Source organism: Weizmannia sp. FSL K6-0777 (genome assembly GCF_038593185.1).
Lineage (GTDB): Bacteria > Bacillota > Bacilli > Bacillales > Bacillaceae_C > Weizmannia > Weizmannia faecalis.
The window spans coordinates 3,325,032-3,339,433 of sequence record NZ_CP151971.1 but is presented as its reverse complement, the minus strand read 5'-3'; the positions used below and the strand labels follow the sequence as shown (position 1 = coordinate 3,339,433).

General features: G+C 50.5%; 10 protein-coding genes, 13 tRNA genes and 3 rRNA genes. 25 read left to right on the top strand and 1 reads right to left on the bottom strand.

Features of this window, described 5'->3' with window-relative positions; all coding sequences use genetic code 11:
• The first annotated feature begins 3 nt into the window (after nt 1-3).
• From rsbW to NST70_RS16015, 4 genes are all read left to right on the top strand, one after another.
• Entirely contained in the window at nt 4-474 is a 471-nt protein-coding gene (rsbW, locus tag NST70_RS16030) for an anti-sigma B factor RsbW (RefSeq protein WP_014096814.1), read from the top strand.
• Nucleotides 452-1,231 carry an RNA polymerase sigma factor SigB gene (gene sigB / locus NST70_RS16025; protein WP_014096815.1) on the top strand — a complete coding sequence of 260 codons (780 nt, stop codon included), beginning with the start codon at nt 452-454 and terminating at the stop codon, nt 1,229-1,231. Before rsbW ends, sigB begins: the two co-directional genes overlap by 23 nt.
• Before the next feature lie 5 nt (nt 1,232-1,236).
• The gene (locus NST70_RS16020; RefSeq protein ID WP_017551129.1) at nt 1,237-1,830 is read left to right on the top strand and encodes a PP2C family serine/threonine-protein phosphatase; all 594 of its coding nucleotides are present in this window, start codon (nt 1,237-1,239) and stop codon (nt 1,828-1,830) included.
• Between the two features lie 74 nt (nt 1,831-1,904).
• Complete coding sequence (locus NST70_RS16015) at nt 1,905-4,082, top strand: Tex family protein (RefSeq protein WP_017551128.1); 2,178 nt, start codon at nt 1,905-1,907, stop codon at nt 4,080-4,082.
• Between the two features lie 22 nt (nt 4,083-4,104).
• Here NST70_RS16015 and cmpA read toward each other — a convergent pair whose 3' ends face one another.
• Nucleotides 4,105-4,221, bottom strand: a complete 117-nt coding sequence (cmpA, locus tag NST70_RS16010; RefSeq protein WP_088775937.1) for a cortex morphogenetic protein CmpA — start codon at nt 4,219-4,221, stop codon at nt 4,105-4,107.
• Between the two features lie 150 nt (nt 4,222-4,371).
• Here cmpA and NST70_RS16005 point away from each other — a divergent pair, with 150 nt between their 5' ends.
• The 21 genes from NST70_RS16005 (at nt 4,372) to tsaD (ending at nt 14,258) form a co-directional block, all read left to right on the top strand.
• A complete protein-coding gene (locus NST70_RS16005) occupies nt 4,372-4,863 on the top strand; it encodes a SprT family protein (protein ID WP_014096818.1) in 492 nt (163 codons plus the stop codon).
• A 111-nt stretch (nt 4,864-4,974) separates the two neighbouring features.
• A tRNA-Asn gene (locus tag NST70_RS16000) sits at nt 4,975-5,049 on the top strand.
• Nucleotides 5,050-5,053: 4 nt separating this feature from the next.
• Nucleotides 5,054-5,144: transfer RNA gene (locus tag NST70_RS15995), tRNA-Ser, on the top strand.
• Between the two features lie 21 nt (nt 5,145-5,165).
• Nucleotides 5,166-5,237 (top strand) — tRNA-Glu (locus NST70_RS15990).
• Between the two features lie 24 nt (nt 5,238-5,261).
• Nucleotides 5,262-5,337: transfer RNA gene (locus NST70_RS15985), tRNA-Asp, on the top strand.
• 1 nt (nt 5,338) lies between these two features.
• A tRNA-Gln gene (locus NST70_RS15980) sits at nt 5,339-5,413 on the top strand.
• Between the two features lie 5 nt (nt 5,414-5,418).
• Nucleotides 5,419-5,494: transfer RNA gene (locus tag NST70_RS15975), tRNA-Lys, on the top strand.
• A gap of 7 nt (nt 5,495-5,501) precedes the next feature.
• A tRNA-Leu gene (locus tag NST70_RS15970) sits at nt 5,502-5,583 on the top strand.
• A 15-nt stretch (nt 5,584-5,598) separates the two neighbouring features.
• Nucleotides 5,599-5,673, top strand: a tRNA-Gly gene (locus tag NST70_RS15965).
• 61 nt (nt 5,674-5,734) lie between these two features.
• A tRNA-Leu gene (locus tag NST70_RS15960) sits at nt 5,735-5,819 on the top strand.
• Between the two features lie 5 nt (nt 5,820-5,824).
• Nucleotides 5,825-5,898: transfer RNA gene (locus tag NST70_RS15955), tRNA-Arg, on the top strand.
• A 136-nt stretch (nt 5,899-6,034) separates the two neighbouring features.
• Nucleotides 6,035-6,108: transfer RNA gene (locus tag NST70_RS15950), tRNA-Pro, on the top strand.
• Between the two features lie 7 nt (nt 6,109-6,115).
• Nucleotides 6,116-6,189 (top strand) — tRNA-Gly (locus tag NST70_RS15945).
• A 120-nt stretch (nt 6,190-6,309) separates the two neighbouring features.
• Nucleotides 6,310-7,863, top strand: a 16S ribosomal RNA gene (locus NST70_RS15940).
• 165 nt (nt 7,864-8,028) lie between these two features.
• Nucleotides 8,029-10,961: ribosomal RNA gene (locus tag NST70_RS15935) — 23S ribosomal RNA — on the top strand.
• Nucleotides 10,962-11,228: 267 nt separating this feature from the next.
• Nucleotides 11,229-11,344 (top strand): 5S ribosomal RNA (gene rrf, locus NST70_RS15930).
• Together the 16S, 23S and 5S rRNA genes with 13 tRNA genes alongside form the textbook arrangement of a ribosomal RNA operon.
• 16 nt (nt 11,345-11,360) lie before the next feature.
• A tRNA-Met gene (locus NST70_RS15925) sits at nt 11,361-11,434 on the top strand.
• A 195-nt stretch (nt 11,435-11,629) separates the two neighbouring features.
• A complete protein-coding gene (gene tsaE / locus NST70_RS15920; RefSeq protein WP_342475452.1) occupies nt 11,630-12,085 on the top strand; it encodes a tRNA (adenosine(37)-N6)-threonylcarbamoyltransferase complex ATPase subunit type 1 TsaE in 456 nt (151 codons plus the stop codon).
• Nucleotides 12,082-12,783: a tRNA (adenosine(37)-N6)-threonylcarbamoyltransferase complex dimerization subunit type 1 TsaB gene (gene tsaB, locus NST70_RS15915; RefSeq protein WP_035190162.1), complete on the top strand. Its 702-nt coding sequence runs from the start codon at nt 12,082-12,084 to the stop codon at nt 12,781-12,783. Before tsaE ends, tsaB begins: the two co-directional genes overlap by 4 nt.
• Nucleotides 12,784-12,785: 2 nt before the next feature.
• A complete protein-coding gene (rimI, locus tag NST70_RS15910; RefSeq protein WP_014096821.1) occupies nt 12,786-13,241 on the top strand; it encodes a ribosomal protein S18-alanine N-acetyltransferase in 456 nt (151 codons plus the stop codon).
• Complete coding sequence (gene tsaD, locus NST70_RS15905; protein WP_017550684.1) at nt 13,242-14,258, top strand: tRNA (adenosine(37)-N6)-threonylcarbamoyltransferase complex transferase subunit TsaD; 1,017 nt, start codon at nt 13,242-13,244, stop codon at nt 14,256-14,258.
• Nucleotides 14,259-14,402: the final 144 nt, after the last annotated feature.

Genomic DNA, 14,402 nt, shown 5'->3' with positions numbered 1-14,402 from the left:
GACATGGAGGAGTTTGATCATATCAGTATGAAAATCCCTGCCAAAGCGGAATATGTCGGAGTCATCCGCCTCACCATTTCCGGTATTGCAAGCCGCATGGGATTTGATTACGAACTCATCGAGGATTTGAAGATCGCCGCGAGCGAAGCTATTACCAATGCTGTCCAGCATGCCTATAAGGACAAGGAGGACGGGGAAGTCAGCATCGATTTCAGCCTCTATCCGGACCGCCTTGAAGTCATGGTTTCCGATAACGGAGACAGTTTTGATCTGGAAAAAGTAAGGGAACTTGCTGGGCCTTACACGGAAGATGTGCAGATCGAATTTATGAGAGAAGGAGGATTGGGCCTTTATCTCATTGAAAGTTTAATGGATGAAGTCCGCATACATTATGATGGCGGGATTACAGTCATGATGACCAAGTACCTTCAAGGGGAGCAGGTGGAGACGAATGTCAAAACTGCCTCAACCTGATCAGATTGATGTCAATCAATTGATACAATCTTTTCAGCAAAACGGCGACAAAGAGGCGCAGGAAATACTTGTCGCGCACTACCAGAAACTTGTGGAGTCGCTTGCCCGCAAATATTCGAAAGGAAGAGCCTACCAGGAGGACATTTTCCAGGTGGGGATTATCGGCCTGCTCGGCGCCATTCAGCGCTTTGACCCGAATATTGGAAAAAGCTTTGAATCCTTTGCGATTCCGACCATCATCGGAGAAATTAAGCGGTTTTTGAGAGACAAAACATGGAGTGTCCACGTCCCCCGAAGGATTAAAGAACTCGGCCCGCGGATTAAATCCACTGTTGAAAAACTGACGAACGAACTGCAACGCTCGCCAAAAATCGCTGAAATTGCTGCACATCTTGAAATCTCAGAAGAAGAAGTGCTGGAAGCAATGGAAATGAGCAAAAGCTACCACGCACTTTCCGTTGACCATTCGATTGAGTCGGATTCAGACGGCAGTACCGTGACCCTGCTGGATATGGTCGGCAGTGAAGATGACGGATATGAAAAAGTCAACCAGCGGCTTGTGCTTGAAAAAGTGTTGCACGTACTGAGCGAGAGGGAACGCCAGGTCATCCACTACACGTATATTGAAAATTTAAGCCAGAAGGACACAGGTGAGAAATTGGGGATTTCGCAAATGCACGTCTCGCGCCTGCAACGCCGTGCGATCAAAAAACTGCGGGACGCCATAGAAGGTGAACTGCAACATGTGGAGAATTAGCCATTATGAATTATCTTAGTTCAAAGCAAGTAGAAGTATATGGATTTCAGACAACAAAGGCCGGCCGGGACCTGTGCGGAGACGCCTATTTTATGAAGGCAACGGATGACTATTTCCTCTGTGTGCTGGCAGACGGGCTGGGGAGCGGGGAATTTGCCTACTACTCTTCCCAGGCTGTTGCGAAAGTCGTGAAAGAACAATCGGATGACGATGTTGACACGCTGATGGACGCATGCAATCGTGCTTTGTACCGGAAGCGGGGCGCAGCGGTTGCCATTTTCAAAGCCTGTTTTAAATCACGCCAATTTGTTTACAGCTGTGTCGGCAACATCCGCTTTTTTATGGTGGCACCGGGCGGCAAACTGACTTATCCGATCCCGATTACCGGGTACTTGTCCGGCAAGCCGCAGCAATTCAAAACCGAGATTTTTGACTATGAACCGGGTTCCAGGTTCGTCATCCATTCAGACGGCGTGAAAGAGCGGAATGTCCAATCTTTTTTGAAGAAATGTGAGTCTATCGAACGGATTGCCGACCAGTTAAAAGAACAACAGACCATGGATGACGACGCTACATTTATTATTGGGAGCTTGCAGTAAAGGCAAGCTTTTTTATTTTGCAATTTTTTTCAGCCCGTAAAGCATGATAAAATAACAGAAGAGTAATCAGAAGTGTGGTGTTTAATTTGGAAGAAAAACAGGCAAGGCTTATCAGCCAGCTGGGAAAAGAATTGCAGTTCCCGGAAAAGAGCATCCGGAATGTCATCGGTTTGCTGGAAGACGGCAATACCGTTCCTTTTATTGCCCGTTACCGGAAAGAAATGACCGGTGCGCTCGATGAAGTGCAGATCCGTGACATTATGGAGCGGTGGAACTATTTGCAAAATCTTGAGCAGCGAAAAGAGGAAGTCATCCGCCTGATCGATGAGCAAGGAAAATTAACAGAAGAGCTGAAAGGGAAAATTTTACAGGCAGAAAAGCTTCAGCTGGTAGAAGACCTCTACCGCCCGTATAAACAAAAACGCCGGACAAGGGCCACGATTGCAAAGGAAAAAGGGCTGGAACCGCTGGCCCGCTGGATGCTTTCGTTTCCGGCTGAAGGCGACCTGGATGCTGAACTGGCAGCGTACGTATCAGCGGAAAAGCAGGTGGCATCTGCCGAAGAAGCATTGCAGGGTGCAAAAGATATAATTGCCGAAATGGTTTCGGATGAGCCGAAATACCGCGGCTGGATCCGCGGCCAAACGTTTAAAACAGGCGTGATGGCAAGCACCGTCAAAGACGAGGAAAAAGATGAGAAGAAAGTATACGAAATGTATTACGCCTACGAAGAACCGGTCCGCAAAATCGTTCCCCACCGCGTGCTTGCCCTTAACCGCGGCGAAAAAGAAAACATTTTGCGCGTATCCATTGAGGCCGACACCGAGCGGATTTTGGCGTATTTGAACCGGCAAGTGATCCGAAGTGAAGCCTCCATTACATCAGGCATCGTCAAGGAAGCGGTGGAAGATGGCTATAAACGGCTAATTGAGCCCGCCATTGAAAGGGAAATCCGCAACGAACTGTCCGAAAAAGCGGAAGACCGGGCGATCCATATTTTTGCCGAAAATTTAAGGAACCTGCTTCTTCAGCCGCCTTTAAAAGGAAAAACGGTGCTCGGGGTTGACCCGGCGTACCGAACCGGCTGCAAACTCGCAGTCGTGGATGAAACGGGCAAAGTGCTGAAAATCGGCGTGATTTACCCGCATCCGCCAAAACCGAAAACAGAAGAAGCCAAAGCGATTGTAAAAAGCATCATCCGGGATTTTAAGGTGGAGGTCATTGCGATCGGAAACGGCACAGCCTCACAGGAAACCGAGCAATGGATTGCCGGTATTTTAAAAGAAATAGAAGAAGATGTTTTCTATATGATTGTCAATGAAGCGGGGGCAAGCGTCTACTCTGCATCCGACCTTGCCCGCAAAGAATTTCCGGATTTGCATGTTGAAGAACGGAGCGCCGTCTCCATCGCCCGCAGGCTCCAGGACCCGCTGGCAGAGCTTGTGAAAATCGATCCGAAATCGGTCGGTGTCGGGCAGTACCAGCATGACGTTTCGCAAAAGAAACTGAATGAATCGCTCACTTTCGTCGTTGAAACAGCCGTCAACCAGGTCGGTGTCGATGTCAATACCGCATCCCCGTCTCTTTTGCAATATGTGTCCGGGCTCAGCAGCACTGTAGCGGGCAATATTGTAAAATTCCGCGATGAGAACGGCAAATTTAAAAACCGGGCCGAATTGAAAAAGATTCCCCGCCTCGGCGCAAAAACATACGAACAAAGTATCGGCTTTCTCCGCATACCGGATGGGGAAGAACCACTTGATAAAACACCGATCCACCCGGAAAGCTACGATGCGGCCAGATCTTTGCTGAATGAACTGGGCATGACGACAGCGGATATCGGTACAGAAAAGCTGATCCAATCGCTCGAAACACTGTCTGTCCCGGAAATGGCAAAGACACTCGGCATCGGCGAACTGACCCTGCAAGATATTTTCGAAGCCTTGAAAAAACCGGGCCGCGACCCGCGTGATGAACTGCCAAAACCGCTTTTGAAAAAGGATATTATGAAACTGGAAGATCTGAAACCGGGGATGGAGATGCAAGGAACCGTCCGGAATGTCGTCGATTTCGGGGCGTTTGTCGATGTCGGCGTGAAAGAAGACGGGCTTGTCCATATTTCAAAATTAAGTAAAGGTTTTGTTAAACATCCGCTTGATATCGTCTCAGTCGGCGATATTGTTACCGTATGGGTGGAGAAAGTGGACGTCCAAAAAGGAAGATTATCGCTCACCATGCTTCCAAATGATTAAAAGTGAAAAGAAGATGCGCCAGTTACACGCGCATCTTCTTTTCATTGTAAAAAAACCAGCATTCATTCAGCAGTTTAATTTCACTGCGCCTTTTCTCGCAAAAAGCTCTCCGTATTTGGTTTTGAAACCATACCGGCACACAAACGCCCCCTTGTTCCTGAATGCTGAAACAAAACCAATCCCCCCGCACTTTTACTAAAGTATATGCTATAATAACTTGTCATGTGAAAAGAAAAGCGCAGGTGCCCGCGGCATCCATTTTTCATTATGAGTAAGGAGGCATACGGCCATGGATAACAAGGAATTGCAAGGCCTTGTGGAAAAAATATCAATGGAGTATTTTCACAAACCTTTCCGGCATGCAGCCTCATTTAATCCCCGGCTGCGGACCACCGGGGGAAGATATTTGTTAAAAAGCCACAATATCGAAATCAATAAAAAATATTTAGAAGAACTCGGAGAAAAAGAGCTGATCGGCATTATCAAACACGAACTTTGCCATTACCATCTTCATCTGGAAGGGAAAGGGTACAGGCACCGGGATGCGGACTTCAAACAATTGTTAAAGGAAACGGACGCGCCCCGCTATTGTGCCGTGCTGCCGAGTAAAGCAGCTTCCCGCATGATCAGCCGCCCGTCCCCGCGTTACGAATATGTCTGTACGGAGTGTGGCATCCTGTATAAAAGGCAAAGAAAGGTCAACACCAACCGGTACGTTTGCGGGAGATGCGGTGGAAAACTGGTGCTGCACAAAACGTATGCTGAACCGGGCCGGAAATAATGGGCATGCAGCATCTTCGAAACAAGCTTTAAAAATAAATTTTAAAACAGGGTTGACACCTTCGTGTCCCGTCATTATAATGTTAAGAGTCGACAAGATGTTGCTTGTTATTCCGCAGTAGCTCAGTGGTAGAGCAATCGGCTGTTAACCGATCGGTCGTAGGTTCGAATCCTACCTGCGGAGCCATTTTGGGGAAGTACTCAAGTGGCTGAAGAGGCGCCCCTGCTAAGGGCGTAGGTCGCGTAAGCGGCGCGAGGGTTCAAATCCCTCCTTCTCCGCCATACATACAAAGCAGTCATCGCGGCCCGTTGGTCAAGCGGTTAAGACACCGCCCTTTCACGGCGGTAACACGGGTTCGAATCCCGTACGGGTCATTTGAAATTTATCATATCATGAGTGGTTCCGTAGTGTAGCGGTTATCACGCCTGCCTGTCACGCAGGAGATCGCGGGTTCGATTCCCGTCGGAACCGCCATTGGGCCATAGCCAAGCGGTAAGGCAACGGACTTTGACTCCGTCATGCGCTGGTTCGAATCCAGCTGGCCCAGCCATTTTTGAGCCATTAGCTCAGTTGGTAGAGCATCTGACTTTTAATCAGAGGGTCGCAGGTTCGAATCCTGCATGGCTCACCATTTATCCGCGGGTGTGGCGGAATTGGCAGACGCACCAGACTTAGGATCTGGCACCGCACGGCGTGGGGGTTCGACTCCCTTCACCGGCATTGATTTGATAAATCGCGGAAGTAGTTCAGTGGTAGAACATCACCTTGCCAAGGTGGGGGTCGCGGGTTCGAATCCCGTCTTCCGCTCCATAAAAAGTAGTTGACATCCATAAAAGGTTTTGATATAATATAAAGGTGTCAAGTTAATAACGCGGTCGTGGCGGAATGGCAGACGCGCTAGGTTGAGGGCCTAGTGGGAGTTAAATCCCGTGGAGGTTCAAGTCCTCTCGGCCGCATTTACGCGCCCATAGCTCAATTGGATAGAGCGTTTGACTACGGATCAAAAGGTTAGGGGTTCGACTCCTCTTGGGCGCGCTATTTTTTCATGCAAAAAAGATCTGTTAACAGCTGCGTAAAAGGCTCCAGAGCTTACCGGGCAGTTGAAAACTTTATAAAAAACAGGCCTTTTCTTATTGTAAGTTGGTTTGATAGTTTTTAGACCAGGGAAATGCGGGAAATAGCTCAGCTTGGTAGAGCACATGGTTTGGGACCATGGGGTCGCAGGTTCGAATCCTGTTTTCCCGATTTGCATGCGGGTGTAGTTTAGTGGTAAAACCACAGCCTTCCAAGCTGTTGTCGTGGGTTCGATTCCCATCACCCGCTCCAAATTTTATGTTGACAGTGACTTGTTGTAATGTTATACTAAATAAGTTGCTAATTGAGATTGTTCCTTGAAAACTGGACAAAACGAAACGTCAAATTCTTTTTGAGCTTTTATCAAACATCTTTACTGAGAGTTTGATCCTGGCTCAGGACGAACGCTGGCGGCGTGCCTAATACATGCAAGTCGTGCGGACCTTTTAAAAGCTTGCTTTTAAAAGGTTAGCGGCGGACGGGTGAGTAACACGTGGGCAACCTGCCTGTAAGATCGGGATAACGCCGGGAAACCGGGGCTAATACCGGATAGTTTTTTCCTCCGCATGGAGGAAAAAGGAAAGACGGCTTCGGCTGTCACTTACAGATGGGCCCGCGGCGCATTAGCTAGTTGGTGGGGTAATGGCTCACCAAGGCAACGATGCGTAGCCGACCTGAGAGGGTGATCGGCCACATTGGGACTGAGACACGGCCCAAACTCCTACGGGAGGCAGCAGTAGGGAATCTTCCGCAATGGACGAAAGTCTGACGGAGCAACGCCGCGTGAGTGAAGAAGGCCTTCGGGTCGTAAAACTCTGTTGCCGGGGAAGAACAAGTGCCGTTCGAACAGGGCGGCGCCTTGACGGTACCCGGCCAGAAAGCCACGGCTAACTACGTGCCAGCAGCCGCGGTAATACGTAGGTGGCAAGCGTTGTCCGGAATTATTGGGCGTAAAGCGCGCGCAGGCGGCTTCTTAAGTCTGATGTGAAATCTTGCGGCTCAACCGCAAGCGGTCATTGGAAACTGGGAGGCTTGAGTGCAGAAGAGGAGAGTGGAATTCCACGTGTAGCGGTGAAATGCGTAGAGATGTGGAGGAACACCAGTGGCGAAGGCGGCTCTCTGGTCTGTAACTGACGCTGAGGCGCGAAAGCGTGGGGAGCAAACAGGATTAGATACCCTGGTAGTCCACGCCGTAAACGATGAGTGCTAAGTGTTAGAGGGTTTCCGCCCTTTAGTGCTGCAGCTAACGCATTAAGCACTCCGCCTGGGGAGTACGGCCGCAAGGCTGAAACTCAAAGGAATTGACGGGGGCCCGCACAAGCGGTGGAGCATGTGGTTTAATTCGAAGCAACGCGAAGAACCTTACCAGGTCTTGACATCCTCTGACCTCCCTGGAGACAGGGCCTTCCCCTTCGGGGGACAGAGTGACAGGTGGTGCATGGTTGTCGTCAGCTCGTGTCGTGAGATGTTGGGTTAAGTCCCGCAACGAGCGCAACCCTTGACCTTAGTTGCCAGCATTCAGTTGGGCACTCTAAGGTGACTGCCGGTGACAAACCGGAGGAAGGTGGGGATGACGTCAAATCATCATGCCCCTTATGACCTGGGCTACACACGTGCTACAATGGATGGTACAAAGGGCTGCGAGACCGCGAGGTTAAGCCAATCCCAGAAAACCATTCCCAGTTCGGATTGCAGGCTGCAACCCGCCTGCATGAAGCCGGAATCGCTAGTAATCGCGGATCAGCATGCCGCGGTGAATACGTTCCCGGGCCTTGTACACACCGCCCGTCACACCACGAGAGTTTGTAACACCCGAAGTCGGTGAGGTAACCTTTACGGAGCCAGCCGCCGAAGGTGGGACAGATGATTGGGGTGAAGTCGTAACAAGGTAGCCGTATCGGAAGGTGCGGCTGGATCACCTCCTTTCTAAGGAAATTAAGGAAAACTTCGTTTTCCACAATTAAGTTTGACGTTTCCGTTTTGTTCAGTTTTGAAGGTTCAATCCTTCAACATGTGTTCTTTGAAAACCGGATAGGAGAAACAAACCAAGTAAACCGAGAATCGCTTATTTTTGGATTTAAACCTTTTTATGGTTAAGTTAGAAAGGGCGCACGGCGGATGCCTTGGCACTAGGAGCCGATGAAGGACGGTACAAACACCGATATGCTCCGGGGAGCTGTACGTAAGCTTTGATCCGGAGATTTCCGAATGGGGAAACCCCCTGTCTTTAATCGGACAGGATTCCTGCCTGAATCCATAGGGCAGGAAGGGCACACCCGGGGAACTGAAACATCTCAGTACCCGGAGGAAGAGAAAGCAATTGCGATTTCCCAAGTAGCGGCGAGCGAACAGGAAACAGCCCAAACCGGAAGGCTTGCCTTCCGGGGTTGTAGGACACTCATATGGGAGTTACAAAAGAACAGGTTAAGTGAAGCGGCCTGGAAAGGCCTGCCGGAGAAGGTAAAAGCCCTGTAACTGACACTTCGTTCTCTCCCGAGTGGATCCTGAGTACGGCGGGACACGAGGAATCCCGCCGGAATCCGGGAGGACCATCTCCCAAGGCTAAATACTCCCTAGTGACCGATAGTGAACCAGTACCGTGAGGGAAAGGTGAAAAGCACCCCGGGAGGGGAGTGAAAGAGATCCTGAAACCGTGTGCCTACAAGTAGTCAGAGCCCGTTAACGGGTGATGGCGTGCCTTTTGTAGAATGAACCGGCGAGTTACGGTCTCATGCAAGGTTAAGCTGAAGAAGCGGAGCCGCAGCGAAAGCGAGTCTGAACAGGGCGAAAGAGTATGAGGCCGCAGACCCGAAACCAGGTGATCTACCCATGTCCAGGGTGAAGGCAAGGTAACACTTGCTGGAGGCCCGAACCCACGCACGTTGAAAAGTGCGGGGATGAGGTGTGGGTAGCGGAGAAATTCCAATCGAACTTGGAGATAGCTGGTTCTCTCCGAAATAGCTTTAGGGCTAGCCTCAAGCGAAGAGTTTTGGAGGTAGAGCACTGTTTGGACGAGGGGCCCTCATCGGGTTACCGAATTCAGACAAACTCCGAATGCCAAAAACTTATGCTTGGGAGTCAGACTGTGAGTGATAAGATCCATGGTCGAAAGGGAAACAGCCCAGACCGCCAGCTAAGGTCCCAAAGTATACGTTAAGTGGAAAAGGATGTGGCGTTGCTTAGACAACCAGGATGTTGGCTTAGAAGCAGCCATCATTTAAAGAGTGCGTAATAGCTCACTGGTCGAGTGACGCTGCGCCGAAAATGTACCGGGGCTAAACGTATCACCGAAGCTGCGGATGGACACCGTTTGGTGTCCGTGGTAGGAGAGCGTTCTAAGGGCGTTGAAGCCGGACCGGAAGGACCGGTGGAGCGCTTAGAAGTGAGAATGCCGGTATGAGTAGCGAAAGAAGGGTGAGAATCCCTTCCACCGAATGCCTAAGGTTTCCTGAGGAAGGCTCGTCCGCTCAGGGTTAGTCGGGGCCTAAGCCGAGGCCGAAAGGCGTAGGCGATGGACAACAGGTTGATATTCCTGTACCGCCTCTTCACCGTTTGAACGATGGGGGGACGCAGGAGGATAGGGCAAGCGCGACACTGGTTGATCGCGTCCAAGCAGTTAGGCCGGTGCGGAGGCAAATCCTTCGCGCCAAGGCGGAGCTGTGATGGCGAGGGAAATTTTAGTACCGAAGTTCCTGATTCCACACTGCCAAGAAAAGCCTCTAGTGAGGTGAAAGGCGCCCGTACCGCAAACCGACACAGGTAGGCGAGGAGAGAATCCTAAGGTGAGCGAGAGAACTCTCGTTAAGGAACTCGGCAAAATGACCCCGTAACTTCGGGAGAAGGGGTGCTTTTTGGGGTGTATGCCCCGGGAAGCCGCAGTGAATAGGCCCAGGCGACTGTTTAGCAAAAACACAGGTCTCTGCGAAGCCGCAAGGCGAAGTATAGGGGCTGACACCTGCCCGGTGCTGGAAGGTTAAGGAGAGGGGTTAGCCGTAAGGCGAAGCTCTGAACTGAAGCCCCAGTAAACGGCGGCCGTAACTATAACGGTCCTAAGGTAGCGAAATTCCTTGTCAGGTAAGTTCTGACCCGCACGAAAGGTGTAACGATCTGGGCACTGTCTCAACGAGAGACTCGGTGAAATTATAGTACCTGTGAAGATGCAGGTTACCCGCGACAGGACGGAAAGACCCCATGGAGCTTTACTGCAGCCTGATATTGAATTTTGGTACAGCTTGTACAGGATAGGTAGGAGCCTTGGAAACCGGAGCGCCAGCTTCGGCGGAGGCATCGGTGGGATACTACCCTGGCTGTATTGAAATTCTAACCCGCACCCCTTACCGGGGTGGGAGACAGTGTCAGGCAGGCAGTTTGACTGGGGCGGTCGCCTCCTAAAAGGTAACGGAGGCGCCCAAAGGTTCCCTCAGAATGGTTGGAAATCATTCGCAGAGTGTAAAGGCATAAGGGAGCTTGACTGCGAGACTTACAAGTCGGGCAGGGACGAAAGTCGGGCTTAGTGATCCGGTGGTTCCGCATGGAAGGGCCATCGCTCAACGGATAAAAGCTACCCTGGGGATAACAGGCTGATCTCCCCCAAGAGTCCACATCGACGGGGAGGTTTGGCACCTCGATGTCGGCTCATCGCATCCTGGGGCTGTAGTCGGTCCCAAGGGTTGGGCTGTTCGCCCATTAAAGCGGTACGCGAGCTGGGTTCAGAACGTCGTGAGACAGTTCGGTCCCTATCCGTCGCGGGCGCAGGAAATTTGAGAGGAGCTGTCCTTAGTACGAGAGGACCGGGATGGACGCACCGCTGGTGTACCAGTTGTCTTGCCAAAGGCATCGCTGGGTAGCTATGTGCGGAAGGGATAAGTGCTGAAAGCATCTAAGCATGAAGCCCCCCTCAAGATGAGATTTCCCACAGTTTATACTGGTAAGATCCCTGAAAGATGATCAGGTTGATAGGTCCGGGGTGGAAGCGCGGCGACGCGTGGAGCTGACGGATACTAATCGATCGAGGACTTAACCAAATAGAAAAGTGAAGGGCGCTCGCTCATCGGCGTACGGATTTCGGAGCTTTCGACTGAGATAAAGGAAACACGGCGAGCCGATGTTGACTTATCGTAGGGAGAAAGCGTAGAAATACGCTAGCCGATAGGCGCTGGAGCTAGACAATTCTCAAAGTTAGAAACGCGTTCTCCGTTTACAGTTTTTTCTCCCATCCGGCTTTGAAGGAATACAATTATTCCTCTTGATAAATAACAGCAACTGTGTTATAATTTTTCTTGTCATTAAGGTCCGGTGGCGATGGCGGAAAGGTGACACCCGTTCCCATCCCGAACACGGAAGTTAAGCTTTCCAGCGCCGATGGTAGTTGGGGGTTTCCCCCTGCGAGAGTAGGACGCTGCCGGGCCTGAATATATTATTATCGCGGGGTGGAGCAGTCTGGTAGCTCGTCGGGCTCATAACCCGAAGGTCGCAGGTTCAAATCCTGCCCCCGCAATCGATCAGAACAAGCAGTGGTTTGACTGCTTGTTCTTTATATTTTTCATCCTGTTTTTGCGTATTTGTCCAAAATCGGTTAAACTAGAATTGGATTGAAGCATCCTTAGGAACATTCCTAAGGCTTTTTTTATAAGGCGCGCCGTACTTTGGATTGGCGGCAATTTGCGATAAAGTTGTAGAGGAGAGGCGGCAAATGGGGAGTTATCGTTTCGTTTCCAACAGCCCTGAAGAGACTTTTTCTTTTGCAGAAAAAATGGCTGCCCATCTGAAACCGGGGGATGTCCTTTTGCTGGAGGGTGACCTGGGGGCAGGAAAAACGACTTTTACAAAAGGGATTGCGAACGGGCTGGGCATTCGCCGTACCGTGAACAGCCCGACTTTTACCATTATAAAAGAGTACCGGGGGAACCTGCCGCTGTATCATATGGACGTATACCGTTTGGAGGATGCGCAGGAGGACCTTGGTTTTGATGAATATTTTGAAGGTGATGGCGTGACGGTTGTGGAGTGGGCACATTTTATCAAAGATCTGTTGCCTGAGAGCTATTTGGAAATCCGCATTCTCCGCCTTGAAGGAGACCGCAGGCTTATTGAAGTGGAACCGTTTGGGGACCGTTATGTATCATTATGTGAGGAGATTTTTGGATGAAAGTTTTGGCAATCGATACTTCAAATGAAGTGCTGGGCGTTTCATTGGCTGATGATCATGTTGTGCTGGCCGAATATATGACAAACTTGAAAAAAAATCATAGTGTCCGCGTGATGCCGGCTGTGCAGGAGGTCATGGAGACATGCGGGATAAAACCGGCTGAGCTGGATAAGATTGTGGTGGCAAAAGGGCCCGGATCTTACACCGGCATACGGATTGGCGTCACGATCGCAAAAACGATGGCCTGGAGCCTTCAAATTCCATTGGTGGGGGTTTCCAGCCTGAAGTTGTTGGCGGCGTCCGGCCGTTATTTTGACGGGTATATTTCCCCGCTTTTTGATGCGCGCAGAGGGCGGATTTATACCGGTTTGTACCGCTATGAAAACGGGGTTTTGCAAACAGTAGTGGAAGATTGCAATGTATCATCCGCTGAATGGGGAACCCGGTTAAGTGCGCTTGAGGCGCCCGTATTATTGATCGGCCAGCATGTTGCCCTTCATGAAGCCGTTCTTGCGAAGAAGCTGGGAGATAAAATGGCGGTAGCAGATTGGACCCTGCATAATCCGAGGCCGGGCGAACTGGCCAGGCTTGGGATGGATGAACCGGACGCGGAGATACACACTTTCGTTCCAAATTACATACGGTTAGTAGAGGCAGAAGCCAAATGGCTTGAAAAGCATAAACGGGAGAGTCACTAAAAATGGAAAAAACGGGGAAAATAACGCTGCGAAAAGCCACGCTTGCAGATTTGGACGGAATTTACAATGTGGAGATGCATTCTTTTACAATGCCGTGGACACGTGAAGCATTTTACAACGAACTGGTTCATAATCATTTTGCCATGTATCTTGTGCTTGTCGAGAATGAAAAGGTTATCGGTTATTGCGGCGTGTGGGTCATTGTCGATGAGGCGCATGTGACCAATCTTGCGGTGCTCCCGGAGTACCGAGGCCGGAAACTGGGAGAGACGCTGTTAAAAAATGTGATGGCTTACGCCGCATTGAACCATGCCAAAACGCTCAGCCTGGAGGTACGCGTCAGCAATATGATTGCGCGCTCCTTATACAGGAAGCTCGGATTTCGGGAAGGCGGCATCCGGAAAGGCTATTACACGGATAATTATGAAGACGCAATTGTGATGTGGGTGAATTTATAAATGGAAAAAGATTTGTTGGTATTAGGCATAGAAACGAGCTGCGATGAAACGGCTGCAGCTGTCATTAAAAACGGGACGGAAATTGTTTCCAATGTGGTCGCTTCCCAGATTGAAAGCCACAAACGGTTCGGCGGGGTGGTGCCAGAGCTTGCATCCCGCCACCATGTCGAGCAAATTACCATTGTCATTGAGGAAGCGATGCAGCAGGCAGACGCGGCTTTTAAAGACCTGGATGCGATCGCCGTGACAGAAGGGCCCGGGCTTGTGGGCGCGTTGCTTGTTGGCGTCAATGCCGCAAAGGCGCTCAGTTTCGCGCATCAGATTCCACTTGTCGGTGTCCATCATATTGCCGGCCATATTTATGCGAACCGGATCGGGCATGAAATGAAGTTTCCGCTGCTTGCGCTTGTCGTTTCAGGCGGTCATACGGAGCTTGTGCTGATGAAGGGCCATGCCGAGTTTGAAGTAATCGGCGAAACGAGAGATGATGCGGCAGGGGAAGCTTATGACAAAGTAGCACGAACGTTGAACCTTCCTTATCCGGGCGGTCCGCAGATTGACCGGCTTGCCCATGAAGGAAAGCCAAATGTTGATTTGCCGCGATCCTGGCTGGAAGGGACTTATGATTTCAGTTTCAGCGGGCTCAAATCAGCCGTCATTAACACCCTCCATAATGCCGCGCAGCGCGGGGAAAGCATCCGGCCTGAAGATATGGCCGCAAGCTTCCAGCAAAGTGTGATTGATGTATTGGTCGGTAAAACCGTGGAGGCGGTAAAAGCGTTTGGCGTCAAAGAAGTGCTGGTCGCCGGCGGTGTTGCCGCGAACAAAGGATTGCGCGCTGCCCTTTCAGAAGCATTCCGGGATCTCCCTGAAGTGGCGTTGCGCATCCCGCCGATCCAGTTATGCACAGACAATGCGGCGATGATTGCCGCATGCGGGACGGTGCTTTTTGAAAAGGGAAAAAGAAGCTCCCTTGACTTAAATGCTTATCCCGGGCTGGACATTGAAAACTTTTAAACAGGGTTGTGAAAAACCGGTGTATGGGAATCGTCCATACACCGGTTTTTTTGGAGATATGCAGGGGAATTGTGCACAATCTGTGGAAAAGTTGTTGATAAATGATTGGACTTGTGTAAAACTTTTAAAATTTTTCCGGACAGG

Excerpts from the sequence above, each read along its gene's own strand:
- rsbW (WP_014096814.1), top strand. The coding sequence starts at position 4 with ATGGAGGAGTTTGATCATATCAGTATGAAAATCCCTGCCAAAGCGGAA.
- sigB (WP_014096815.1), top strand. The coding sequence starts at position 452 with ATGTCAAAACTGCCTCAACCTGATCAGATTGATGTCAATCAATTGATA.
- NST70_RS16020 (WP_017551129.1), top strand. The coding sequence starts at position 1,237 with ATGAATTATCTTAGTTCAAAGCAAGTAGAAGTATATGGATTTCAGACA.
- NST70_RS16005 (WP_014096818.1), top strand. The coding sequence starts at position 4,372 with ATGGATAACAAGGAATTGCAAGGCCTTGTGGAAAAAATATCAATGGAG.
- tsaE (WP_342475452.1), top strand. The coding sequence starts at position 11,630 with ATGGGGAGTTATCGTTTCGTTTCCAACAGCCCTGAAGAGACTTTTTCT.
- tsaB (WP_035190162.1), top strand. The coding sequence starts at position 12,082 with ATGAAAGTTTTGGCAATCGATACTTCAAATGAAGTGCTGGGCGTTTCA.
- rimI (WP_014096821.1), top strand. The coding sequence starts at position 12,786 with ATGGAAAAAACGGGGAAAATAACGCTGCGAAAAGCCACGCTTGCAGAT.
- tsaD (WP_017550684.1), top strand. The coding sequence starts at position 13,242 with ATGGAAAAAGATTTGTTGGTATTAGGCATAGAAACGAGCTGCGATGAA.